The sequence below is a fragment of the Algoriella sp. genome (assembly GCF_036647415.1).
Taxonomy (GTDB): domain Bacteria; phylum Bacteroidota; class Bacteroidia; order Flavobacteriales; family Weeksellaceae; genus Empedobacter.
Map to the genome: position 1 here is coordinate 27,282 of NZ_JAVXKG010000007.1, position 22,991 is coordinate 50,272.

Sequence of the window (22,991 nt, forward strand, 5' to 3'; positions counted from 1 at the left end):
ATCAATTTAATCTTTTTTCTGTTAATGAAATATCTTTTCCGAAGAATTTTTTCGAAACTTTCAAGAAATTATCTGTATAATCGGATAAGTAAAAATCGTACTGTGGAATATTATCTTCTGAGGCTAATTTTCCTTCTCTTCCCAATTGATAAATAATTTGATTTACAACAATTAGAGGTGAATTAACAATAGCAACTTTACCTTCAAATACTTGATTGATTTCTTTTTCGAGTAAAGGATAATGTGTACATCCTAATATAACAGAGTCTATTCCTTCTAATTTTTTGTTGGTTAAATACGTTTCTAAAACTGCTTTAGAGATAGATGTATTCGCAAAACCTTCTTCTATAACAGGAACCAATAAAGGTGTTGCCATTTCGACAACTTTTAGATGTTTGTTAAATTTTCGAATAGATTTTTTATATGCACCAGAATTTATGGTCGCTTTGGTTGCAATAACGCCAATTTTTTCCCTCAATTCAAATGCAATTTTTTCTGCAACTGGAGAAATTACATCAATTACAGGAATTTCTTTTCCAGCCGCTTCTTTTATCGCATCAATCGAATTAGAAGTTGCAGAATTACAGGCAACTAGAATTGCTTTGCAATTATTTTCTTTTAAAAAATTTGTAATATCAACTGAAAAACGTGTTATCGCTTCTCTAGATTTTTCACCGTAAGGTAAATGTTGCGTATCGCCAAAGTAAATCATACTTTCGTGTGGCAAAAGACGTTTTATTTCTTTTGCAAACGTCAAACCACCAACACCAGAGTCGAAAACACCAATTGGTCTGTTATCATTCATAAAGCAAATTTAACAAATTAATCGACGTAAAACAGTCTTGAAGCAATTCCATCTGCGAAAAATTTTGCTTCTGGTTTCAAAATAATCTTATTTCCTTGTTTTTCAATAAGATTTTCTTCCAATAATTGATTGATTTCTTGATAAAAAGAATCAATTAATTGTTGAGAAAATTCTGAATTAATTCGATTTAAATCAATTCCATAAATTGTTCTTAATCCTATCATAATCATTTCATTAAATTGATCAGATTCATTCAGAATTTCTATTTCATCTGGAAGAATATTTTGATTGATAGATTGCATATATTTCGCATTATTTGCAATATTCCAAGCGCGCTGTTTTCTGTTATAGGAATGTGCAGAAGGTCCAATTCCGATATAAGGCACACCTTTCCAGTAGTTTGAATTGTGATGAGAAAAGTAATTTTCTTTTCCAAAATTAGAAATTTCGTACTGTATAAAATCGTTTGTAGTCAAAGTATCAACTAAAATTTGAAATTGATCATTTTGACGATTATCATCTATTGGTTTAGTTTCTCCTTTTTTGATTTGATGATCCAAAACCGTTTTTTCTTCTACAGTCAACGCATAAGAAGAAATATGAGGAACGTCTAATTCTATTGCTTTTTGCAGATTTTTACGCCACATTTCGTCTGTAGTTGTTGTAGAACCATAAATCAAATCAATAGTAATGTTTTCAAAACCAAAATCTTGTGTAAGTTTTATAGATTTTTCTGCTTCTTGTGCATTATGTGCGCGATTCATTAAGCGTAAATCTTCTTCAAAAAAAGATTGAACACCAATTGAAAAACGATTGATTGGCGTCGATTTTAAGAATGCTAATTTTTCTTTTGTTAAATCATCTGGATTTGCCTCTAATGTAATTTCCTTAATCGATGAAGTAGAATAATTTTTATAAATAGTTTCGAAAATACTTTCTAATTCATTTTCAGATAGGATAGAAGGTGTTCCACCACCAAAATAAATTGTTTCTAAGGGTTGATTGATTTCATTTTTTCTTAATTCTAATTCTTTATTAATTGCTTTTATTAACAAAGATTTTGACTGAAGATTTGTAGAAAAATGAAAGTCACAATAACTGCATTTTTGCTTACAATATGGGATGTGAATGTAGATTCCTGCCAAGGTTATTATATTTAATTGCAAAATTAGGTTTTTAAAAATCTGAAACGGAATAATATGACAGTTTTATTTTTTTTTAATATTTTTTTTAATTCATAATGATTATTAAAATTAAACTTATATCTTTATCACGAAAATATAATACTATGAATAAAGGAACTGTAAAATTCTTTAATGACGAAAAAGGATACGGATTTATTAAGGATGACGAAACAGGAAAAGAGTACTTTGTACACGTTTCTGGTTTAGCAGACAAAGTAGAACAAAATGATAAAGTATCATTTGATCTAGAACAAGGAAAAAAAGGTATCAATGCCATTAATGTTAAAGTAATTTAAGAATATTATCTCAACATATTTCTTGTAAAAGCGACCAATATTGGTCGCTTTTTTATTTTAATTTAACTCATCTTTTGATTCATAAAATTCTGCATCATTTAGTAAATCATTTACAAAATGAAACAATCTTCCTAATTGGAATTTGGCAATATAATGACCATATAAACTTGCTGCATAAGTTCCTAAAGCAATCAATAAAGCAACTGGAATAGCCCAAACCCAAACACTAGTACCTTGTACAATGTATTCTGAAAGGGCATAGGAGCCAAGTGTTATAAAAACTGCACCACTTAAACCATATAAAAACGCGAAAAAAGTCCAAACATTAGGTTTTGGACCAATAATTCCACGAACAACTAAATAATCTAAATGATCTTCATCTTCTTCTATACGAATTTGTAATTGTGGATGCCAATATTTGTCTTTATCTTTTCGTACACGTACCATCGCAATCTCATTATTGGCGTAACCACCATATTCTACTGAATTTTTTTCGAGATGCTTTTTGATTAAATCAATAAATTCTTGCTTTGATAATTGCGTGAAAACTTTGAAACGAGGTCGGCTTAGTAGAGATTTAATTGGCACTTTTTGGCTCATAATACTTATGGTTTTCTTAAATTTACAACAAATGTTTTAATATGACGAAAATCATTTCTGATACCTACGAAAAAATATTTGAGATAGTACGTCAAATTCCAGAAGGAAAAGTTTGTACCTATGGTTTGATTGCTCAAAAAATTGGAGAAAAATTTTCTGCTCGAGTTGTAGGCTATGCGCTAAATAATTCACATCATATAGAAGATATACCAGCTCATCGAGTTGTCAATCGAAATGGATTACTTACTGGTAAACACCATTTTAATCCATCCACTTTGATGCAAAAATTATTAGAAAATGAAGGAATTGAAATTGAGAACGATAAAGTTGTTGATTTTAAAAATTATCTTTGGAATCCTTCTGAAAGAAACTGATCTTTATTTGTAACATTTTTAACTTTGTTCTTACTAACTTTACATATTAAATTGAAAAGATAAATGGATTTTTTATTGCAAGCCGAAGGTTTAACAAGAAAATATAAAGATAAAGTTGCACTTAATAATTTTAGTATCAATATTCCAAAAGGGTCTATTTATGGGCTTTTAGGTCCAAATGGTGCTGGAAAAACAACTTTTATTAGAATTGTTAATCAAATTACTGCACCAGATAGTGGTACAATTTTATTGAATGGAGAACCATTAACAAATAAAACAATAGGGCAAGTAGGTTATATGCCAGAAGAAAGAGGTTTGTACAAAAACATGAAAGTTGGCGAACAAGCGCTTTATTTTGCAAGACTGAAAGGACTTTCTTCTGCTGAGGCTAGAAAGAGAACCGAATATTGGTTTGAGAAATTGGATATGATGTCTTGGTGGAATAAAAAATTGAGTGAACTTTCTAAAGGAATGGGACAAAAAGTTCAATTTGTTATTACGGTAATTCACAATCCATCTTTGTTAATTTTTGATGAGCCATTTAGTGGTTTTGATCCTGTAAATGCTCAAATTATTGCCAATGAAATTTTAGAACTTCGTGACAAAGGAACAACCATTATTTTTTCGACACATCGTATGGAATCTGTAGAAGAAATGTGTGACCATGTTGCTTTAATTAATCAAGCAAATAAAGTGTTAGATGGAACGATAGAAGATGTTCGTAATCAATTTAAAACAGGAAAATTTTCTATAGAATTAGGAAATGTTTCACCTGATAATTTACAAAATTTAGCCAACGAGTTTGATATTTCAGATGTAAGAGAGCTGAATCAACGAACTGAATTTAATTTGTTATACAACAAAACTATTCCGACGAATGAAATTTTAATGAAATTAATGAATTTAGGACAAGTTCATCAATTTAAAGAAATTATTCCATCAATGAATGATGTTTTTCTAGAAGCGGTAAAACAAAGTTCATCATCTAATATTTAAGCCAATTCCGAATGAAAAATATATTTTTAATAGCACAAAGAGAATTCTTTTCTCAAGTAAAAAATAAAGCATTTATTATCATGACTTTTCTTTCTCCACTTTTGATTGTTGGAGCAGGAGCTGTTATATTTTTATTAAGTTCTGCAAATAATTCGGAGGTTAAAAATATTGCGATTGTAGATGAAAGTGCAGAGTTTGTAACTTCTTTCAAATCGTCTAAACAAATGATGTTTAGTATTTACACACCAGAAGAATTGAAAGGAATAAAAGATACTTTGAAGGATAGTAAATATCTGAATGCGATTTTACATATTCCTAAAAATACAGATGGAAACTATGATAATATCGAAAAAAATACGCAACTAATTACCAATGGAAATTTAGGAATTATGGATCGTGAGAAGTTATCTCGCGTAATTAGTTCTAAAATAGAAAAAGATAAACAAGTAAAATTTGGAATAGATAGTGCTGCACTCAATAATTCTAAAGCAAATGTAAATCTTAATGTTTTCAATGTTTCGGACGGAAAAGAAGATAAAGGAATGGAGTTGAAGATTGGTTTATCAATGTTTTTGACCTATATTATTTTTATGTTTGTGATGATTTATGGTGTAAAAGTAATGCGTTCTATTGTCGAGGAAAAAAATAATCGTGTTGTCGAAATTATCATATCTTCTGTAAAACCGTTTGAATTGATGATGGGAAAAATTGTTGGAACAACAATGGTTGCGTTAACACAATTCGGAATCTGGATTGGTATGACATTGGTTCTTTTATTGGCTTTTCCAGCTATTGCAGCATCGCGAATGGATATGACACAACAAATGATGAATCAAGCACAAGTTGCGGAAGCAAATCCTGATATGATGCAAAAAATGACAGAGGTTAGCGAAGTTTTAATGTCTTTTAATTATCCATTAATCATTTTTGCTTTTATTGCTTATTTTATTTTGGGTTATTTATTTTATAGCTCAATTTTTGCGGCAATTGGTTCTGCTGTTGATAATGACACTGACACACAGCAATTTACTTATTTTCCATTAGTACCAATGATGGTTGGTTTATATGGAAGTATGACAACTTTCGAAAATCCTGATGGACCTGTAGCATTCTGGTTGTCGATGGTTCCGTTGACATCTCCAATATCTATGATAACCCGAATTCCGTTTGACGTTCCGATGTGGCAATTGGCTTTATCATTAAGTATTTTATTGATTAGCACAATATTTATGATATATATTGCAGGAAAAATCTATCGAATTGGAATTTTGATTTATGGTAAAAAACCAACTGTAAGGGAAATTATTAAGTGGATTTCTTATAAAAATTAAAATATAAACCGAATGAAATTTCATTCGGTTTTTTTGTGATTTAAAACTAAATTTGATGAAAATTTAAAAAATATGATTAACTCTAACGATCGACTATTGGTAATTAGCACGAGTACCATTTACGGTTATAGTTTTTTAGAATATATTAAAGATGAAATTAAAGAATTCATAAAGTCAGATGAAATAATATTTGTACCATACGCGCGTCCTTCTGGAGTTTCGTATGATGATTATACACAAAATGTAAAAGATGCTTTAGAGCCTATCGGAATTTCTGTAAAAGGCTTGCATACTTTTGAAAATAGAAAAGAAGCAATTCAACATGCAAAAGCAATTTTCATAGGAGGAGGAAATACTTTTTTATTACTTAAAACATTGTATGAGCAAGGTTTGGTAGAAGAATTAAGAAATACTGTTCATTCTGGTACACCATATATTGGGACTAGTGCGGGAAGTAATTTGACAGGTTTAACAATAGGCACAACAAATGATATGCCGATAGTTTATCCTCCAAGTTTTGATGCTTTACAGTTTTTACCTTTCAATCTTAATCCTCATTATTTGGATCCAGATCCAGATTCAAAACACAAAGGTGAAACAAGAGAAACACGTATTAATGAGTTTCATAAATTTAATCATCAGGTTGTTGTAGGACTAAGAGAAGGAAGTTGGTTACGTGTAGAGAATGGAGTGGTGGAGCTGAAAGGAACTTTATCTACTCGTATTTTTAAACAAAATCAAACACCAATCGAAATAGAATCTGGTATAATTTCAGAAGAAATTTATTTATAAAAACAAAAGCCACTCCGAAATTGAGTGGCTTTTACTATTATTATAGGTAATGATTATTTTAATTTTCGTGTAACATACATTTTTTCTGCTAACTGTACAGCTTTGTATGCATCTACAACTCCACCTGTAACAGAAATATCTGCTAATTGAGGATTTGTATTTACAGATTCCATCAATATTTTCTTGATATCTAAAGCAGATAATTTTGGATAATGTGCCCAAACTAAAGCTGCAACTCCAGCAACGACTGGTGAAGCCATTGATGTTCCATCTAAATTTTTGTATTCTCCGTCTTTTTTAGGAACAGTTGAATAAATATCTGAACCAGGAGCAAAAACATCTACAGATTTTTTACCAAAATTAGAAAATCCAGACTTTAATACATTTACATCCATTGTATTTGCACCAACTGTAATTACATTGTTTACAATTGCGTCTCCTTTTTCGTTAAAAATTGTAGGAAAATTATTTTCGGTATCTACGTTTTCGTTATCGTTTCCTGCTGCTTTTATTAACAATAAACCTTTTTTCTCTGCATATTTGAAAGCATCCCAAACGATTTGCTTATCTGGAGAATACGCTTTTCCGAAAGACATATTTAATATTTTTGCACCATTATCAGCCGCATACTTTATTGCATTTGCAACATCTTTATCGCGTTCGTCACCATTTGGAACTGTACGAACTGACATAATTTTTACGTAACCGTTGCCCGCAATTCCATCCATTCCGATACCATTTCCAGCTTTTGCCGCAATAATTCCCGAAACGTGTGTGCCATGTAAAGCGTCTGGTCCATCAACGTCATTATTTCCATAAAAACGTTCTGTTTTATCAGCGTAATTATCACCAACAATAGGACGAGGATCTAATTCGGTATTCAAATTGATTTCAACTTGCTCCTTGTAATATTTATCACCTTCATTAACTTGGTCGAGGTTTTCTTTCAAGAAATCTTTCATCGATTTTCCTTCCCATTCTTCTTTCGGAACCATTCCAAAAAGCATCATTCCTTGTTGTGCTTCTTTTGATTTTGGTTGAAATGACATCAAATTACTTTCTATCAAAGCTCTATCTCCCCATTCTTTTTCTATTGCAGGAAAGGCAACAGAAAAAATTTCTTTTAATTGACCATATTGAGCAGCACCTTGTTTTGCTTCGGCTAATTTATTTTCGTATTGATCTTTTATTTTTTGATATTCAGCATATTCGGATGCAAATTTAGTTTTATTGGTTGTTGCATCTTTGCTTGTTTCGAATAAATCTTTGTATTTAACAAAAAGACGAGTTAGCTCTAATGTATCACCCGAAACATTTTTACCATCTTTTCCTCCAATAAAATTCCAACCGTTGACATCGTCTACGTAACCGTTTTTATCGTCATCTTTTCCGTTACCAGCAACTTCTTTTTTATTGATCCAAATATTATCTTTCAAGTCAGGATGAGTAATTTCTACACCGCTATCTAAAACACCTACAATTAGTGCGGATGGTTTACGTTTTTTTGATTCTAGAAATTGAATTGCTTTTTGTGTATTTACACCATAAACACCAGATTCTTCTAAAGATTCATGTTGCCAAAATTTTTGATCAACTTTTGGTAATGGTAGGGTAGTTGTTTCTTGTGCGAATGAAGCTACACCGATAAACATTGCAACTCCTATACTTAATAAGAATTTCTTCATAATTGTTTTTTAATAGTATTTAAATTTTAGTAGAACTAAAATTTTTATGGATAGGAAAGATACAAAAAAGGCTCCAAAAATTTGGAGCCTTTAATAATGTTGTGTTAAAATTATTTTAATTTACGTTGTTTGTAAATTTCTTCCGCTTTTTGTACAGCTTTGTAAGAATCTACAACACCTCCAGTAACAGAAATATCTTTTAATTGATCATTTTTATTTACTGTTTCCATCAAAATATTACGAATATCTTCTGCTGTTAATTTTGGATAATGTGACCAAACTAATGCCGCAACACCAGCTACAGCAGGTGAAGCCATAGAAGTTCCGTTTAAGAAACGGTATTGATCTACACCAGGATATGTTGCATAAATTTCTTGTCCAGGTCCAAAAACATCAACAGATTTTTTACCAAAGTTAGAGAATCTAGCTTTTAGTGCATTCGGATCTTTTGTAGAAGCACCAACTGTTAATACAGATTTAGAAACAGGATTATTGTCTTTAAAATTAGTAGGATAATGAATGTGGATATCAATATCTTCGTTACTGTTTCCCGCAGCTTTTACAATCAAAACATTTTTATCAGATGCATATTTGAAAGCATCCCACACGATTTGTTTGTCTGGAGAATATGTTTTACCGAAAGACATGTTCAATATTTTTGCACCATTATCTACAGCGTAGCGAATTGCATTTGCAACATCTTTATCGCGCTCATCTCCATTAGGAACTGTACGAACAGATAAGATTTTTACATTATTTCCTCCAACTGTACCTTCTGTACCAATTTTATTTCCTCTTACAGCACCAATAATTCCTGCAACATGTGTTCCGTGCGAAGATTCTGGTCCGTTAGAATCACCGTTTCCGTAAAAACGTTCTGTTTTATCGTTTGGATTATCAACATCTTTACGATCAACTAAATTTAAATTTAAATGAGAAGATAAAGTTTCACCTTTTGCAGCGCGACGAGCAGCTCCTAAATAAGTATTAGAAACTTCTTTCATTGTTTTTCCAACCCATTGCTCTTCTTTTAATTCACCAAAAATCCACATTGCTTCTAAAACTTGAGAATCTGTTGGTTGATAATTTTTTAAAATATCTTTAGAAAGTTTAGTATCTCCAAATTCTAAAACCATTTTATTGATTCCACCTTCTACTGCATTTAGTTTAGATTGTGCAACTTGTTGGTTATATTTAGCTTTACCTACAGCGCTTAAATATTCTTTTTGAATGGCTTGAAACTCTACAAATTCAGATGGATTTTTCATCATCGCATCGTGGTTTGCTTGTTGGTTATATGTATCGTATTTATCTGCTAAATGCTTGTAAACACGTGTTAATTCTGTTGTATCATCATTATAATTGATACCTTTTGCTGTTCCCAAAAATGACCAACCATGTACATCATCAATGTATCCATTTTTGTCGTCATCAATACCGTTTCCTGGAATTTCTTTTGGATTATTCCACATATTTGCTTTCAAATCTTCGTGGAAATTCTCAACACCACTATCTAAAACACCAACTACAATTGTGTTAGCTTTTCTTTTGTGTTCTTTTAGAAATTGTAAAGCTTGATCTGTATTTACACCATAAATACTTGTTTGTTCAATACCTGCATGGTACCATTTTTCTTTTGGTACTTCTGTCGTTTGTGCGTGAGCAAATCCTAATGTAAAGGCAAATCCTACTGCAATCAATAATTTTCTCATGTTGTTATTTTATTAAGTTTTTTAAATAAATAGCGGCACTTGGACCTTCGCTAAAAAGTAAATCGATAATACTTAAGTCAGAAGTAAATCCAAATTTATTATCAAAAACTTGAATGTATTCTGGTAAAGTATATTGAGCTGGTTTTTTAGCTGAGAATTGATTTCTGAAGTCATTTTCAGGATCAATTATTTCATAAGTTTCGGTTGTTGAAATAGCTAAATCTAATCTTAATTTTTGATTGATAAAATTTATTGTTTTAAGATTAAAATCTAACAAATATTTTTCTTTTTTTTCGTAAAAAGGAGCAAGTTCATGTTCGTAATACTCGAAGTATGGAGAACCGTGATAAGCCGATTTTATTGATCGAAAATGTTCTTTTTGCCAATCGTGTTCATAAGATGGTTGCAAATCTGCAAATGCTTTATTACCGTTATGAAGCGTAGGAATATTAAGCATCAATTTACCATTTGCAGCTAAAATATTACATCTATTTCGGTAGGTTTGTTTTTGAAAATTTTCGCAAACTTCGATGTTCAAATTTTGGCTTTTCACCATTTCTGCATAATAATCTATCGGACCAAAATAAAATGCGGCAAACGTATTTTTCATTCTATTGTTTTATATGAAATGTGCATTACAATTAGCTTATAATGCACATTTTTTATTATTATAAATTTTAATATTTATTCTTCTTTTTCTCTTTACGAGCTTTTACAATATCGTAACCAATCCAACCTATTAAAGCAATTAAAACATAAATTCCGTATGATGTTTTATCAGGATTATCATTGTTGATAGAAGTAAAGAAACGATTCCAAATGAATTTTTTCGGAGCAGCTTTTTCAAACATTCCATTCATATTTGCCCAAATCATAATAGGACGACCAATAACGTGATCTTCTCCAACATAACCAAAGAAACGTGCATCTAATGATTGGTTTCTATTGTCACCCATCATAAAATAATAGTTTTGTTTGATTTCGTATTTATTGGTTTTTTGATCATTAATAAATACATCAAACTTACCATTTGCAGAATCTACACGTAAGCTATTGTGCTCGTATCTACGAATAATATTGATGTATTGAGCTAAAGTTTCTTTGTTAACGTCTACAATATCTCCTTTTTTCGGAATATATAAAGGTCCATATTGGTCCGTATTCCAATCTTTATTTACAGGGAAAATAGTGTTTGTACTATCAATTTTACCATTTACAATATGTTCTGTTTTTTCACCAACTGGTTGTAAAATAGGTTCAACTGAAACTACATTTGCATTCGATTTCATTGCAGTAACGTGAGTATCTGTTAATGCAGCAAATTGATAAATAAATGTACCATCTTCTTTTTTTCCTGCATTGTAATCTGTGCTAATAATTCCGAAATTATCATACAATAATTTATCGCTAAATGGTGCTTTTGTTACAACCATATAAGAATGTTGAACTTGCGCATCTTTTTTCGGAATAAATTTTTTGTCATTTACATATAAAATTCCGTTACGAATTTGAATTGTTTCTCCAGGTAAACCTACCAAACGCTTTACATAAGCATCTTTACGATCGATTGCTGTGTAAACAGAATCTGTAGGGTAGTTGAAAACAACAATGTCATTTGATTTTAATTCTCTCCATCCTGGAATTCGCATATAAGGTAAACGTGCTTTGTCAATAAAACCATCACGGTAAATAAATTCAGAGAAAGGAATACCAATTGGCGTCATTGGTACACGTGCTCCATGACTAATTTTTTCTACAAATAAAGCATCACCAATTTTGATTGTATTTTCCATAGATCCCGTTGGTACAATCATAGGTTGTATAAACCAATTGTGTACGATGGTAGCTAAAACTAAAGCAAAAATAAGTGAAGAAACAAATGTTGGTTTACGATTTTCTGGGCCTAAATATTTTGGATTATCAGAATAATTAACCGCGAAAATGTATAAACCTAAAGTCAAAACCATAATGACTTTGTCTTTTGTTTCTATTTTTCCGTATGAATCTCCTAAATCTACAAAGAAAACCAACCAAAAGATAGGTCCTACGATTGGCAAATAAAATAAAATAATCCACCATTTTGGACGATGAATAATTTCTAATCCTTTCCAGATATTAAGGAAAGGAACATAAGCTTGCCATGCTTGTTTTCCTGCGTTCTTAAATAACTTCCAAGTTGCAGCTCCAAAGATTAAATTGGCGATTATAAAACCGATTAACCAATAAATTAATATTTGCATAAGTTTTTGATATTAAGTATTTTGTATTAGTTTAGTTCAAGTACATCTTTCATTGTAAAAATACCTTCTTTGTTCCAAATCCATTCAGCAGCAATTACTGCTCCAAGAGCAAAACCTTTGCGAGAATGTGCGGTATGAGAAATTTCGATAGTATCTACATCAGAAGTATATTGTACGATATGTGTTCCTGGTACGTTTTCTATTCGTTTTGCTTCGATAGGAATAATCTCTTCAGAATTTTCTTCCATCGACCATGTATTATAGGTTGTATTTTCTATAATTCCTTCTGCTATTGTAATTGCGGTTCCTGAAGGAGCGTCTAATTTTTGAGTATGATGAATTTCTTCTAAATTAATTTGATATTCATTTCGGTATTTGTTCATCATTCGTGCTAATACTTGATTAAGTTCGAAAAATAAATTTACACCTAAACTAAAATTAGAAGCATATAAAAAAGCTGTATTATTAGAAATTGCTAATTTATTTATTGCTTCTTGATTGTCTAACCATCCAGTTGTTCCACAGATTGTTGCGATTTTATTCTCAAGTAATACTTTAAGGTTTTCAAAAGCATATTCTGGTTTAGAAAATTCGATTGCTACATCTATATTTTTTAATTCTTCGGGAAGTGGAGTACGCGATATTTTAAGTACAACATCGTGACCTCTTTGTACTAAAATTTCTTCTATGGCTTTACCCATTCTTCCGTATCCTATTAAAGCTATATTCATTTTTTGTATTAAAATTTAAAATTAAAAGCAAAACCCATCACAGGTTCTAACGTCATTTCGTCTTGTATAAGAGTTGGTTTAAAAGTCATCTCAGGATCATTGCGAATAGAAAATAAATGAGCATCAACTGTTGCGTCAACAATATTTAATAAATAAACCAATGCAGTTAAAGCAACACTGTAATCTCGTTTTCGTTTGTAATCGTCTTGTATTACAGCCAATTGTTGTGGAGTTAAAATACCCTTAAATTCGTTTGGCGTACCTTCGCGAACAGCAATGTAAGCTTTGCGGTATTTTTTGTATAAATTATTATAATAAATTGTAAAACCAGTTCCGGTACCAACTAAACCTAAGGCAATAGGTGCTTTCCACCATTTTTTGTTATAAAGTTGTCCTGCACCAGGCAAAATCGCAGAATACAAAGATGCTCTGATAGGGCTTTTTTCTGTCAGTATATTTTTAGTTGCAATTGAGTCGTTTATGACTTTGTCTACAATTAACGAATCTGTTTTTACTTGAGCAAATGAGACTGAAGAAGTTATCATTAACCCAACAAATAATGATTTAATTTTCATTTAAAAATTTTCTTAATCGTTCAAATTCTTCATCTGAAGTAAAATTTAAAATAATTTTACCTTTTCCATTATTTGCACGTTTAATTTCGACTTTTGTTCTTAATGAATTCGAAATTGAACTTAACGCTTCTTTATATTGTGTAGGTAATTCGTTTACTACTTTTTTAGCTGTAACATCATCACCATTTTTTATTGATTTTATTAAACGTTCTGTATCGCGAACTGATAAATTATTACGAACAATTTTTTCGTAAATATCAAATTGTAAATCTGCGTCATCTATAGCCATTAATGCACGACCATGTCCCATAGAAATCATACCATCACGAATACCTGTTTGGATAATTGGGTCTAATTTTAATAAACGTAAATAGTTTGTAATAGATGTTCTGTCTTTACCAACTCGTTTGCTTAACTCTTCTTGTGTTAGTTTTATTTCGTCTATTAATTGTTGGTAAGAAAGTGCAATTTCTATTGCATCTAAATCTTGACGTTGTATGTTTTCTACCAACGCCATTTCCAACATTTCTTGGTCATTTGCTAAACGAACGTATGCCGGAATAGATTTTTTTCCTGCTAATTGTGATGCTCTAAAGCGTCTTTCACCAGATATTAATTCGTATTCACCAGAATCTTTTTTACGAACCGTAATGGGTTGTATTACGCCTAATGTAGAAATAGATGAAATTAATTCTTCTAAAGATTTTTTATCAAAATTAGTTCGGGGTTGCCAAGGATTAGCGGTGATTTTTTCTAACTCTACTTCAAGAATATTACCCACCAATTTTTTAGCACCTTCATCTTGTGCTGTTTTTACGGTTGGTTCATCTTTCAATAAAGCTGATAATCCGCGTCCTAAGCGATTATTTTTATTTGGCTTTGCCATTTTATTAAACTGTATCGTTGTTGTTAATTAAAAACTCTCGGGCTAAATTTAAATAATTTTCGGCACCTTTACTAGCTGCATCATATTGAATAATGGTTTCTCCAAAACTTGGTGCTTCGGACAAACGTACATTTCGTGTAATGATTGTTTTGAAAACCATTTGCGGAAAATGATTATTCACCTCGTCTAATACTTGATTAGAAAGACGTAAGCGCGAATCGTACATCGTTAACAATAAACCTTCTATGTCTAATTCTTTGTTATGATGTTGCTGAATTCCTTTTATTGTATTCAATAATTTTCCTAAACCTTCTAATGCAAAATACTCACATTGTATAGGAATAATAACAGAATCTGCGGCTGTTAATGCGTTTAAAGTAATCAAACCCAAAGATGGCGCACAATCTATAATGATATAGTCGTATTGATCTTTGATTTCATTCAACGCGGTTTTCAGCATATATTCGCGGTTCTCGTAATCTACAATCTCTATTTCTGCAGCAACCAAATCTAAGTGAGCAGGCATTACATCTAAGTTCGGCGATTCTGACTGTAAAATTGCAGCACTTGCAAGCACTTGGTGCTCTAGAACTTCATAGGTTCCGGCTTCTATTTCATCCAAATCAAAACCTAAACCAGATGTTGCATTTGCTTGTGGATCGGCATCAATTAATAAAACTTTCTTCTCTAATACTCCTAAAGATGCAGCAAGATTTAACGATGTTGTTGTTTTTCCTACGCCACCTTTTTGATTAGCAATTGCAATTATTTTACCCATAATTTACGTTCAAAACGATTTCAAAAATACAATATTTAGATTAGTGAAACCTTAAAGAAAAAATAAATTTTTGAACAATTACTGAATAATTTTATTATTTGGTTCCTAAAAAAGTATTCTTATTTAAATAAAACTAGATTTTTGTTTTTAACAAGAATATGTATATGAACTTGTTTCTTTAATTTTTATAACAAAATACGAGGTTAAAACCTTTTGAAATATCAAGAAAACAAAAGAAAATTTTAAAGTAAAATTACAATTCTAATGACTTCTTATTTAAACTAAATACATGATTTTAAAATCAAATAAAATACATATATTTATATAATTCAATTCAAGTAAATATGAAATACTCACTACCTATATTTAAAAATACACTTAATAATTCTTTTTGGAATTATATAAAAAAAAATAATCAATCATAAATAAAAACATATTATGGAAATTGGAATTGATAGTTTCGCATCTATCGAAACAAAAGATGTCGCAACAGGCGAAGATCGTGTAAAAGCGATGCAAGATTTGATAAATAGAATCGTATTAGCAGACAAAGTTGGCTTAGATTATTTTGGTGTAGGAGAGCATCACAAATCGTATCAGTTAGACTCTGTTCCTTCAAATATTCTTTCTGCAGCAGCCGCTTTAACAAAAAATATTCGTCTTTCTAGTGCTGTTACAGTATTGAGTGCAGATGATCCTGTTCGTGTTTTTCAACAATTTTCAACGTTAGATTTAATTTCTAATGGACGTGCAGAAATTGTTGCGGGACGTGGTTCGTCTATAGAAGCTTATCCACTTTTTGGATATAATCTGAATGATTATGACGCTCTTTTTGAAGAAAAATTAGACTTATTATTGAAAGTTCGCGATAACGAATTTATAACTTGGAAAGGAAAATTCCGTGCACCTATTAATAATTTACCTGTTTATCCACGTCCAAAACAAGAAAAAATTCCTGTTTGGAGAGGAGTTGGTGGTTCACCAGAATCTTTTGTAAGAGCTGGTAAATTAGGACTTCCTTTGATGGTTGCAATTATTGGTGGAGATACACATCGTTTCAGACCATTGGTCGATTTGTATCGTAAAGCAGGTGAGGAAGCAGGTTTCAAACCAGAAGAATTGGTTGTTGGTGTTCACTCTTTGGGTTATGTTGCAGAAACTACTGAGCAAGCGATAGAAGAATATGCGCCAGGACATATAAAAATGATGAATAAAATTGGTCGCGAACGTGGTTGGCCTCCAATGAATATAGATCAGTTTATGGGACAATTATCTCCTTTCAACTCGTTGTTATTAGGAAATCCACAAGAAGTTGCAGAGAAATTAGTTCGTCATAGCGAAGCATTAGGTGGAGTTTCTCGTTTTACTTTCCAAATGGATGTGGCAAATTTATCAAGTGAAAATGATAAATTATTAAATTCTATTCAGTTGATTGGAGATAAAGTAAAACCTCTTGTTGCTGAATTGCTTAAAAATAAATAATTTTATTACATATAAAAATAACCTCATTTCTGTAAATGAGGTTATTTTTTTTGAATATTGATTAAGGTCTTTCCCAATCTATTAATTTACTAAGTTCTCTTGTAGCAGCACTTCCAGCACGGTTTGCACCGATTGTAGACGCTGACGGTCCGTAACCTACTAAGTGAATTCTTGGTTCTTTGGCAACTCTGGTGGCTAATCTTCCGTCAATTATTATTCCACCATCTGGTTCTCTTGGAACAACATCTTTCAAATGTTCTAAATCTCCTTTAAAACCAGTATTCCAAAGGATAACGTCTGCTTTTTCTTCGCGTCCGTCTTCCCATTTTATTCCAGTTTCTGTAATTTCACTAAACATCGGAAAACGTTCTAAAACACCACGTTCTTCCATCTTTTTGATTGCTGGTGAAAGTGGTAATCCTGTTACCGAAACAACCGACATTGGCTCTAAACCTTGACGTACGCGTTCTTCTACCATCGCCACAGCTTTGCTTCCTGCAACATCGTCAAACGGTCCTTCTCTAAATTCTGGAGGTCTACGTGTAACCCAAGTTGTGGTTGTAACTTCAGAAATTTGATCTAATAATTGAATTGCAGAAATTCCTCCACCAACTATTATGACGTGTTTTCCTTTGAAATAATCCGCCGATTTATAATTTTTTGTATGCAATTGTTCGCCCTGAAAAAGTTCAGCTCCAGGATATTTCGGAATGTAAGGATTTCCCCAAGTTCCCGTCGCATTGATTATTCCTAAGCTTGAAAAAGAATATTCGGAAGTATCAACATGAAAACGATCTTGTTGCAAGGTTACACTTTCTACTTTAGAAGGTCGGTAAACTTTAATTCCATATTTTTTCTCATACAAATCAAAATAATGTGGCACGCTAACATTTGCTCGGACTTCTGTTTTACCAGTTTCCAAGGTTTCTTCGAAAGACATTCCTGGTAAATCATGAATTTTATTCACTGTACTAAGCGTCAAAGAATCCCATCTAAATTGCCAAGCGCCGCCTGCTTTTGGAGCTTCATCTATTACAATAAAATCTGGACCAAGTTTCATTCCTAATCTTAATAAATGATAAGATGCAGAAAGCCCTGCTTGACCAGCGCCAATAACAACAATTTTTGTTTTATACCTTATTTTACCTGCCATTTTTTATTTTCTTAACGCCAGCCTAATTCAGGAGCGATATATTTTAAGATTGATGATAATACATGAACATTATATTCTACACCCAATGTATTCGGGATTGTAAGCAATAAAGTATCCGCTTCTTGTATCGCCTCATCTTCTACTAAATCTTTGATTAATTGTTCAGGTTCATCAGCATAGCTTCTTCCGAAAATTGCACGACTATTATCAATATTTCCGATTTGATCTACTCTGTTTGACTCTCGTCCAAAAATATATCGATCATCATCATTAATCAATGCAAAAATAGAACGACTCACAGAAACACGAGGTTCACGTGTGTGACCTGCGGCTTTCCAAGCTTCTTTGTACAAACGAATTTGTTCTGCTTGTTGTACATGAAAAGGTTTACCATTTTCGTCCATTTTCAAAGTAGAACTCTGTAAATTCATTCCATTTTCAGCTGCCCAAACAGCAGTTGCATTAGAGGAAGCTCCCCACCAAATACGCTCTCTTAATCCTTCTGAATAAGGTTCTATTCTTAATAAACCTGGTGGATTTGGAAACATAGGATTTGGACTTGGTTTTGCAAAACCTACACCACTTAAATTATCCAAAAAAGTCAATGCTTTTTTTCGTCCCATATCAGCGTCAGTATCGCCTTCTTCTGGTTCGTATCCAAAATATTTCCATCCATCAATTACTTGCTCTGGCGAACCTCTACTTACGCCAAGTTGCAATCGACCTTCTGATATTAAGTCTGCTGCACCAGCGTCTTCTGCCATGTAAAATGGATTTTCGTAACGCATATCTATAACACCCGTACCAATTTCTATTTTACTTGTTTTAGCGCCAATCGCTGCCAAAAGGGGGAAAGGAGAGCCTAATTGTTGTGCAAAATGATGTACACGAAAATATGCGCCATCTATTCCTAATTCTTCAGCCGCAACAGCCAAATCAATAGATTGTAGTAAAGTGTCGCTTGCCGTTTTTGCTTCGTACGCTGGGTGATTGTCCCAATGTCCAAAAGATAAAAAGCCGATTTTTTTCATATTAAATTTATAGGGATTGATTTAGTCTTTTTCAAATATAATGAATGCTTATTAACTTTATTATTAAGATTTTGTGAAAATTGATTTTAGAATTAAAAAAGAAGAATGATGTCTATTAAATTTTAATATTATTTTATCTTTTTAACACAATTAAAAAACTTATATTTGTACCTATTATTTTTATAATTTTTTTAAGAAAAAAGTTGATGAGTTTTAACCTTTTATTCGAAAGCGTTAGTTATAAAAAGCGCTTTAACACTGTAGTTTTAATGAATAGAAACGAATTTAAGAATTATTCTTTCCCTATGTTGCTTCGCAATGTATATTATGCGATACGTCTGTAATACCCTAAATTTTATCATCATAAAATTTAGAAATTAATCACACACGTAATATTTATAAAAGCATAATGAAAACAAAATACATAGATTTAATCACGCAATCATTTGATTTTCCGCAGGATGAATTTGAAATGGATGGAGAATACTTGAAATTTAATGGAATTGATCTGAAAGCCTTGATAGAGGAACACGGAACCCCATTGAAATTTACATATTTACCAAAAATTTCTGAAAATATACAAAAAGCGAAAGGTTGGTTTGAAAAAGCACGTGAGGAGTTAAACTATGAAGGAACTTACAATTATTGTTATTGTACAAAAAGTTCTCATTTCCGTCATATTTTAGGAGAAGCTCTTAAAAACGATATTCATATAGAAACATCGTCTGCATTTGACATTAATATTGTCGAAAATTTGATGCAAGAAGGTTTGATAAACGAAAACCAATATGTGGTTTGTAACGGTTTTAAGCGTGAAGAATATGTAGAAAACATTGCACGTTTGATAAACAACGGACACAGAAAAACAATCACGGTTATTGATAATTACGAAGAAGTTGATTTGTTTTCGGAAGCAATAGAAGGTGATTTCGAAATTGGAATTCGTATTGCTTCTGAAGAAGAACCAAAGTTTGAGTTTTATACATCTCGTTTGGGAATTGGATACAAAGATATTGTCCCGTTTTATCAAACAATGGTTAAACCAAATGAACGCATTAAGTTAAAGATGCTACATTTCTTCATTAATACAGGAATTAAAGACAATTCGTATTATTGGAATGAGTTGACAAAATGTTTGCGCGTTTATGTTAACCTGAAAAAAGTTTGTCCAGAATTAGATAGTTTAAATATTGGTGGTGGATTCCCGATCAAAAACTCATTAAGTTTTGAGTATGATTATGAATACATGGCGAAAGAAATCTTGTTGCAAATAAAATCAATTTGTGAAGAAGAAGGAATTCCAGTTCCGAATATTTTTACTGAATTTGGTTCGTTCACAGTAGGAGAAAGTGGAGGAGTTGTTTATAAAATTCTTTATCAAAAGAAACAAAATGATAAAGAATATTGGGATATGATTGATTCATCTTTTATGACAACTTTACCAGATGCTTGGGCGATTTCAAAACGATTTGTAATGTTACCAATTAATCGTTGGTATGATAAATATGAACGTGTTTTATTGGGAGGATTAACATGTGATTCGGATGATTATTACAATTCTGAACAACATGTAAATGCTATCTATTTACCAAAATATGATCAAGCAAAACCATTGTACATCGGTTTCTTCAATACTGGTGCGTATCAAGATAATATTAGTGGATTTGGAGGAATTAATCACTGTTTGATTCCGCAACCAAAATATATTTTGATTGACGAAAATTACAACACTAAAGTGTATTCGGAAGAGCAAACACATCAAAATGTTTTAGAAACATTGGGTTACAATAAATAAAATTTAATAAAATAAAAAATAAATAAAATGAGCAAAGGACCAATTAGTCAGTTTATCGAACATCATTACAGACATTTTAATTCTGCTGCATTAGTAGATGCTGCAAAAGGGTACGAGCAACACTTGTTAGAAGGTGGAAAAATGTTAATTTCTTTAGGAGGAGCAATGTCTACTGCCGAATTAGGAATTTCTCTTGCAGAAATGATTCGTCAAGATAAAGTACACATTATTTCTTGTACAGGAGCTAATTTAGAAGAAGATGTAATGAATTTGGTTGCACATTCTCACTACAAAAGAATTCCTAATTATAGAGATTTAACACCAGAGCAAGAACGCGAATTGTTAGACCAACACTTTAACCGTGTTACAGATACATGTATTCCAGAAGAAGAAGCATTTCGTCGTTTACAACAACATTTAGAAGATGTTTGGCATGCTGCAGAAGCAAAAGGAGAACGTTATTTACCACACGAATTTTTGTATCAAGTTGTAAATTCTGGCGTTTTAGAGCAATATTATGAAATCGATCCTAAAGATTCTTGGATTGTTGCTGCGGCAGAGAAAAATTTACCAATTGTTTGTCCAGGTTGGGAAGATTCTACAACAGGAAATATCTTTGCATCTAACGTAATCAAAGGAAATTTACAAGCATCTACTGTGAAATCTGGTATTGAATACATGATTTATTTAACAGAATGGTACCGTGCAAATTCTGAAGGAAAAGGAGTAGGATTCTTCCAAATTGCTGGTGGAATTTCTGGAGATTTCCCAATCTGTGTAGTTCCGATGATGTACCAAGATTTAGAATGGACAGATGTTCCTTTTTGGTCTTATTTCTGTCAGATTTCTGACTCTACAACATCTTACGGATCTTATTCGGGAGCAGTTCCAAACGAAAAAATTACGTGGGGTAAATTAGATATCGATACACCAAAATATATGATCGAGTCTGATGCAACAATCGTAGCACCATTGATTTTTGCTTACATTTTAGGAAACTAATCGTAGAAAATATAGAATATAAAAAAACCACTTCGCGAGAAGTGGTTTTTTGGGTTAATTTTACTTCTTTTCGTAATTTAGGCGTTAATCTTATTTTAAATATGGATCACGAAGAACAAAGTAATAATAATGTTTATTTTAATGCAGTATTCAACTTAATTTTTGATTTAGTTGAAAAAAAGAATGTTCATATTAATATTCCAATGTTTAATATAGAAAACCTAAATGCACTAATAAATAAAAATAAATTAGGTGGATTTGATTTGAATATTGAATTTAATGAAAAGCTTTTTGAATGTCTATTGAATAATAAATCTTTTGATATTATGTTGTTTGTAGGAAAATATACATGTAATATTTCAAATTTTTATCTTACAAAAACAAATAATATTGATAATGTAGATTATTTCTATGGAGAAATACATGAATTACAAAGAGATGTTAATTTAGAAAATAAAGCTGTTTGCCGTTTTGTAATTCCTGTTAATAATAAAAATTTTCAACTTTTCAATTTTATAGAAGCAAAGTCATATTGTGATGAAAATATGTTTTATTCTAGAAGTTTTTTATCATTTAAAATTGCTCACTTAAATTTTAATCTTTATGAAACAAATAGAGAAGGTAAACATTATTTTATTATTGATTCAAACGAACAGATTAGTGTTGATGAATTTGCGGATTTATGTCATTCAATTATGATTTCATATGGTTTTCTTTCTGGAGATTTTATTCAAGATGAAGCGTATTATTTTACTTCCAATAGCAATGATTTCAATATTATTGATAGTTTTTCTTATTTACAATTACGACAATCAATTTATTCGAAAGGAATATATAATCCAATTTTTTCCAATCCATATGGTTATACTAATGATGACAAAGTTATTAAAGTTGTTGGAGTTGAGTTAAAGGTGTTTGAATCTTTTTTATTCTCTAAGCTTTGCGATTTGGTTCATTTTAATGAAAATTATGCAATTGTAATTTTGCTAATTTTAGAAGCAAATGTATCAAGCTTAATACTAAAACCAGCTTGTTATTCAGTTGCTTTAGAAAGATTAACCAATATTCTAATTAAAGAAAATAAAGGTTTAATGCCTATTACTGATAAAAAGATATCTAAAAATTTTATTGCTAAACTTAAAGAAATCTTAGATGCTTTTTCTCAAGATATAGTAAAACTTGGAGGAGATAATTCAGTTGAAATTTTACGAAAGAATATTGAAAATATTAATAAACCTACAAATAGGAATAAACTTTTGGAGCCTTTTAATTTAAATGGTATAGAGTTAAATTCAGATGAAATCGATGCAATTAATCATAGAAATAATTTTCTTCATGGAAGAAATATTAAGGAAGGAACAGAGGATTATAAAGAAATAAATCAAATCTCTTTTCGATTAAATAAATTAATTAATAAACTTATGTTGAAACATATTGGGTTTACTGGATATGTTGTGAATCATTTAAAACATAATGAAAAGAATTTAGATATTGTAGTACATGAAGATTTATTTGAAAAAGTATAAAAAACACCACTTCGCGA

At 31.1% G+C, this 22,991-nt stretch carries 22 protein-coding genes; 9 read left to right on the plus strand and 13 right to left on the minus strand.

Features of this window, described 5'->3' with window-relative positions; all coding sequences use genetic code 11:
* Nucleotide 1: 1 nt before the first annotated feature.
* Both murI and hemW read right to left on the minus strand, forming a co-directional pair.
* Nucleotides 2–805, minus strand: a complete 804-nt coding sequence (gene murI / locus RSC72_RS04490; RefSeq protein ID WP_332545841.1) for a glutamate racemase — start codon at nt 803–805, stop codon at nt 2–4.
* A 17-nt stretch (nt 806–822) separates the two neighbouring features.
* A complete protein-coding gene (gene hemW / locus RSC72_RS04495; protein ID WP_332545840.1) occupies nt 823–1,971 on the minus strand; it encodes a radical SAM family heme chaperone HemW in 1,149 nt (382 codons plus the stop codon).
* Nucleotides 1,972–2,093: 122 nt separating this feature from the next.
* On the opposite strand from hemW, the gene RSC72_RS04500 reads away from it, so the two are divergent.
* The gene (locus RSC72_RS04500) at nt 2,094–2,285 is read left to right on the plus strand and encodes a cold-shock protein (protein WP_332545839.1); all 192 of its coding nucleotides are present in this window, start codon (nt 2,094–2,096) and stop codon (nt 2,283–2,285) included.
* A 57-nt stretch (nt 2,286–2,342) separates the two neighbouring features.
* Here RSC72_RS04500 and RSC72_RS04505 read toward each other — a convergent pair whose 3' ends face one another.
* Nucleotides 2,343–2,885: a hypothetical protein gene (locus RSC72_RS04505; protein WP_332545838.1), complete on the minus strand. Its 543-nt coding sequence runs from the start codon at nt 2,883–2,885 to the stop codon at nt 2,343–2,345.
* A gap of 41 nt (nt 2,886–2,926) precedes the next feature.
* Between RSC72_RS04505 and RSC72_RS04510 the strand changes: the two genes are divergently transcribed.
* The 4 genes from RSC72_RS04510 (at nt 2,927) to pepE (ending at nt 6,378) form a co-directional block, all read left to right on the plus strand.
* Entirely contained in the window at nt 2,927–3,259 is a 333-nt protein-coding gene (locus RSC72_RS04510) for an MGMT family protein (RefSeq protein ID WP_332545836.1), read from the plus strand.
* Nucleotides 3,260–3,322: 63 nt separating this feature from the next.
* On the plus strand, nt 3,323–4,255 hold the full coding sequence (locus RSC72_RS04515; protein ID WP_332545834.1) for an ABC transporter ATP-binding protein: 933 nt from the start codon (nt 3,323–3,325) through the stop codon (nt 4,253–4,255).
* 11 nt (nt 4,256–4,266) lie between these two features.
* Complete coding sequence (locus RSC72_RS04520; RefSeq protein ID WP_332545833.1) at nt 4,267–5,586, plus strand: ABC transporter permease; 1,320 nt, start codon at nt 4,267–4,269, stop codon at nt 5,584–5,586.
* A gap of 72 nt (nt 5,587–5,658) precedes the next feature.
* Nucleotides 5,659–6,378, plus strand: a complete 720-nt coding sequence (gene pepE, locus RSC72_RS04525) for a dipeptidase PepE (protein ID WP_332545832.1) — start codon at nt 5,659–5,661, stop codon at nt 6,376–6,378.
* Nucleotides 6,379–6,431: 53 nt separating this feature from the next.
* On the opposite strand, the gene RSC72_RS04530 is transcribed toward pepE, so the two are convergent.
* The 8 genes from RSC72_RS04530 to RSC72_RS04565 all read right to left on the minus strand — a co-directional run bounded on the left by RSC72_RS04530 (nt 6,432) and on the right by RSC72_RS04565 (nt 14,985).
* Nucleotides 6,432–8,063, minus strand: coding sequence for a S8 family serine peptidase (locus RSC72_RS04530; RefSeq protein WP_332545831.1), 1,632 nt, complete (start codon nt 8,061–8,063; stop codon nt 6,432–6,434).
* A 110-nt stretch (nt 8,064–8,173) separates the two neighbouring features.
* Complete coding sequence (locus RSC72_RS04535) at nt 8,174–9,775, minus strand: S8 family serine peptidase (protein WP_332545829.1); 1,602 nt, start codon at nt 9,773–9,775, stop codon at nt 8,174–8,176.
* A gap of 4 nt (nt 9,776–9,779) precedes the next feature.
* On the minus strand, nt 9,780–10,385 hold the full coding sequence (locus RSC72_RS04540; protein WP_332545827.1) for a WbqC family protein: 606 nt from the start codon (nt 10,383–10,385) through the stop codon (nt 9,780–9,782).
* A 67-nt stretch (nt 10,386–10,452) separates the two neighbouring features.
* Complete coding sequence (lepB, locus tag RSC72_RS04545) at nt 10,453–12,015, minus strand: signal peptidase I (protein ID WP_332545826.1); 1,563 nt, start codon at nt 12,013–12,015, stop codon at nt 10,453–10,455.
* A gap of 26 nt (nt 12,016–12,041) precedes the next feature.
* Complete coding sequence (dapB, locus tag RSC72_RS04550) at nt 12,042–12,746, minus strand: 4-hydroxy-tetrahydrodipicolinate reductase (protein WP_332545824.1); 705 nt, start codon at nt 12,744–12,746, stop codon at nt 12,042–12,044.
* Nucleotides 12,747–12,754: 8 nt separating this feature from the next.
* Nucleotides 12,755–13,321, minus strand: a complete 567-nt coding sequence (locus RSC72_RS04555) for a DUF5683 domain-containing protein (protein WP_332566088.1) — start codon at nt 13,319–13,321, stop codon at nt 12,755–12,757.
* Nucleotides 13,311–14,207 carry a ParB/RepB/Spo0J family partition protein gene (locus RSC72_RS04560; protein ID WP_332566089.1) on the minus strand — a complete coding sequence of 299 codons (897 nt, stop codon included), beginning with the start codon at nt 14,205–14,207 and terminating at the stop codon, nt 13,311–13,313. Before RSC72_RS04560 ends, RSC72_RS04555 begins: the two co-directional genes overlap by 11 nt.
* A 4-nt stretch (nt 14,208–14,211) precedes the next feature.
* Nucleotides 14,212–14,985, minus strand: coding sequence for a ParA family protein (locus RSC72_RS04565; RefSeq protein WP_332546584.1), 774 nt, complete (start codon nt 14,983–14,985; stop codon nt 14,212–14,214).
* Nucleotides 14,986–15,423: 438 nt separating this feature from the next.
* Between RSC72_RS04565 and RSC72_RS04570 the strand changes: the two genes are divergently transcribed.
* On the plus strand, nt 15,424–16,467 hold the full coding sequence (locus RSC72_RS04570; protein ID WP_332546586.1) for an LLM class flavin-dependent oxidoreductase: 1,044 nt from the start codon (nt 15,424–15,426) through the stop codon (nt 16,465–16,467).
* 61 nt (nt 16,468–16,528) lie between these two features.
* On the opposite strand, the gene RSC72_RS04575 is transcribed toward RSC72_RS04570, so the two are convergent.
* On the minus strand, nt 16,529–17,620 hold the full coding sequence (locus RSC72_RS04575; RefSeq protein ID WP_332546588.1) for an NAD(P)-binding domain-containing protein: 1,092 nt from the start codon (nt 17,618–17,620) through the stop codon (nt 16,529–16,531).
* 11 nt (nt 17,621–17,631) lie between these two features.
* Entirely contained in the window at nt 17,632–18,651 is a 1,020-nt protein-coding gene (locus RSC72_RS04580) for an LLM class flavin-dependent oxidoreductase (protein WP_332546590.1), read from the minus strand.
* 409 nt (nt 18,652–19,060) lie between these two features.
* Here RSC72_RS04580 and RSC72_RS04585 point away from each other — a divergent pair, with 409 nt between their 5' ends.
* From RSC72_RS04585 to RSC72_RS04595, 3 genes are all read left to right on the plus strand, one after another.
* Nucleotides 19,061–20,446 carry an arginine decarboxylase gene (locus RSC72_RS04585; protein ID WP_332546591.1) on the plus strand — a complete coding sequence of 462 codons (1,386 nt, stop codon included), beginning with the start codon at nt 19,061–19,063 and terminating at the stop codon, nt 20,444–20,446.
* 27 nt (nt 20,447–20,473) lie between these two features.
* Complete coding sequence (locus tag RSC72_RS04590) at nt 20,474–21,448, plus strand: deoxyhypusine synthase family protein (RefSeq protein ID WP_332578423.1); 975 nt, start codon at nt 20,474–20,476, stop codon at nt 21,446–21,448.
* Between the two features lie 101 nt (nt 21,449–21,549).
* Nucleotides 21,550–22,974 carry a hypothetical protein gene (locus RSC72_RS04595; RefSeq protein WP_332578424.1) on the plus strand — a complete coding sequence of 475 codons (1,425 nt, stop codon included), beginning with the start codon at nt 21,550–21,552 and terminating at the stop codon, nt 22,972–22,974.
* The last annotated feature ends 17 nt before the right edge of the window (nt 22,975–22,991 follow it).

Excerpts from the sequence above, each read along its gene's own strand:
- murI (WP_332545841.1), bottom strand. The coding sequence starts at position 805 with ATGAATGATAACAGACCAATTGGTGTTTTCGACTCTGGTGTTGGTGGT.
- RSC72_RS04500 (WP_332545839.1), top strand. The coding sequence starts at position 2,094 with ATGAATAAAGGAACTGTAAAATTCTTTAATGACGAAAAAGGATACGGA.
- RSC72_RS04505 (WP_332545838.1), bottom strand. The coding sequence starts at position 2,885 with ATGAGCCAAAAAGTGCCAATTAAATCTCTACTAAGCCGACCTCGTTTC.
- RSC72_RS04510 (WP_332545836.1), top strand. The coding sequence starts at position 2,927 with ATGACGAAAATCATTTCTGATACCTACGAAAAAATATTTGAGATAGTA.
- RSC72_RS04515 (WP_332545834.1), top strand. The coding sequence starts at position 3,323 with ATGGATTTTTTATTGCAAGCCGAAGGTTTAACAAGAAAATATAAAGAT.
- RSC72_RS04520 (WP_332545833.1), top strand. The coding sequence starts at position 4,267 with ATGAAAAATATATTTTTAATAGCACAAAGAGAATTCTTTTCTCAAGTA.
- pepE (WP_332545832.1), top strand. The coding sequence starts at position 5,659 with ATGATTAACTCTAACGATCGACTATTGGTAATTAGCACGAGTACCATT.
- RSC72_RS04530 (WP_332545831.1), bottom strand. The coding sequence starts at position 8,063 with ATGAAGAAATTCTTATTAAGTATAGGAGTTGCAATGTTTATCGGTGTA.
- RSC72_RS04535 (WP_332545829.1), bottom strand. The coding sequence starts at position 9,775 with ATGAGAAAATTATTGATTGCAGTAGGATTTGCCTTTACATTAGGATTT.
- RSC72_RS04540 (WP_332545827.1), bottom strand. The coding sequence starts at position 10,385 with ATGAAAAATACGTTTGCCGCATTTTATTTTGGTCCGATAGATTATTAT.
- lepB (WP_332545826.1), bottom strand. The coding sequence starts at position 12,015 with ATGCAAATATTAATTTATTGGTTAATCGGTTTTATAATCGCCAATTTA.
- dapB (WP_332545824.1), bottom strand. The coding sequence starts at position 12,746 with ATGAATATAGCTTTAATAGGATACGGAAGAATGGGTAAAGCCATAGAA.
- RSC72_RS04555 (WP_332566088.1), bottom strand. The coding sequence starts at position 13,321 with ATGAAAATTAAATCATTATTTGTTGGGTTAATGATAACTTCTTCAGTC.
- RSC72_RS04560 (WP_332566089.1), bottom strand. The coding sequence starts at position 14,207 with ATGGCAAAGCCAAATAAAAATAATCGCTTAGGACGCGGATTATCAGCT.
- RSC72_RS04565 (WP_332546584.1), bottom strand. The coding sequence starts at position 14,985 with ATGGGTAAAATAATTGCAATTGCTAATCAAAAAGGTGGCGTAGGAAAA.
- RSC72_RS04570 (WP_332546586.1), top strand. The coding sequence starts at position 15,424 with ATGGAAATTGGAATTGATAGTTTCGCATCTATCGAAACAAAAGATGTC.
- RSC72_RS04575 (WP_332546588.1), bottom strand. The coding sequence starts at position 17,620 with ATGGCAGGTAAAATAAGGTATAAAACAAAAATTGTTGTTATTGGCGCT.
- RSC72_RS04580 (WP_332546590.1), bottom strand. The coding sequence starts at position 18,651 with ATGAAAAAAATCGGCTTTTTATCTTTTGGACATTGGGACAATCACCCA.
- RSC72_RS04585 (WP_332546591.1), top strand. The coding sequence starts at position 19,061 with ATGAAAACAAAATACATAGATTTAATCACGCAATCATTTGATTTTCCG.
- RSC72_RS04590 (WP_332578423.1), top strand. The coding sequence starts at position 20,474 with ATGAGCAAAGGACCAATTAGTCAGTTTATCGAACATCATTACAGACAT.
- RSC72_RS04595 (WP_332578424.1), top strand. The coding sequence starts at position 21,550 with ATGGATCACGAAGAACAAAGTAATAATAATGTTTATTTTAATGCAGTA.